The organism is Corallococcus sp. AB049A (assembly GCF_003668885.1).
GTDB lineage: Bacteria > Myxococcota > Myxococcia > Myxococcales > Myxococcaceae > Corallococcus > Corallococcus interemptor.
The window spans coordinates 1-617 of record NZ_RAWL01000894.1; the positions used below are offsets into that span (position 1 = coordinate 1).

1 protein-coding gene is annotated in these 617 nt (G+C 75.4%); it reads left to right on the top strand.

The genetic code is table 11. The annotated features are described in order from the left end of the window. Nucleotides 1-39: 39 nt before the first annotated feature. Nucleotides 40-617: protein kinase domain-containing protein (locus tag D7X55_RS40115; protein WP_147470454.1), on the top strand; the 578-nt coding region annotated here is incomplete at its 3' end.

A 617-nucleotide genomic window follows, 5' to 3' on the forward strand; every position in this document is an offset into this window, starting at 1 on the left:
GTCCTGGCGCGAGCGCTCTGGTAGCCTTCGGGGCTCCCCATGCGCTGTCCGGTCTGTCACCGCCGCCTCGCTCCCGGCGTGGCGTGTCCCGTGAATGGCGTCGTCGCCGGGGCCGGTTTCCCCCTGGAGCCGCTGGCGATCCCCGACGTCCCCGGCCTGTCCGGTGCCGCGCTGCTGGGCGTGGGAGGGTTCGCCCACGTCTTCACCGCGGTGAGGGAGGCGGATGGGCGTGAGGTCGCGCTCAAGGTGGGGCTGGGCGCGCACCATGCGCGCTTCGCCCACGAGGCGGAGGCGCTCCGGCGCGTAGGGCCGCCCACGGTGCCCGAGGTGCTGGAGGAGGGGCGCGTCGGGGGCAGGCCGTTCCTGGTGCAGGAGCTGCTGCGAGGGCAGACGCTCGCGGCGTGGATGGCGGCGCTGCCGGGTTCAGGCGCGGCGTCCGTGGCGCGGGTGCGGGAACTGCTGACGGGGCTGTGTCCGGCGGTAGCGCGCGTGCACGCGGCCGGTGTCGCGCACCGGGACCTCAAGCCGGAGAACATCTTCCTGCGCGAAGGTGGCGCGCTGAGCCTGCTGGACTTCGGGCTCGCGCGGTGGGGGGAGGCGGGACCGGCGGAGGACTG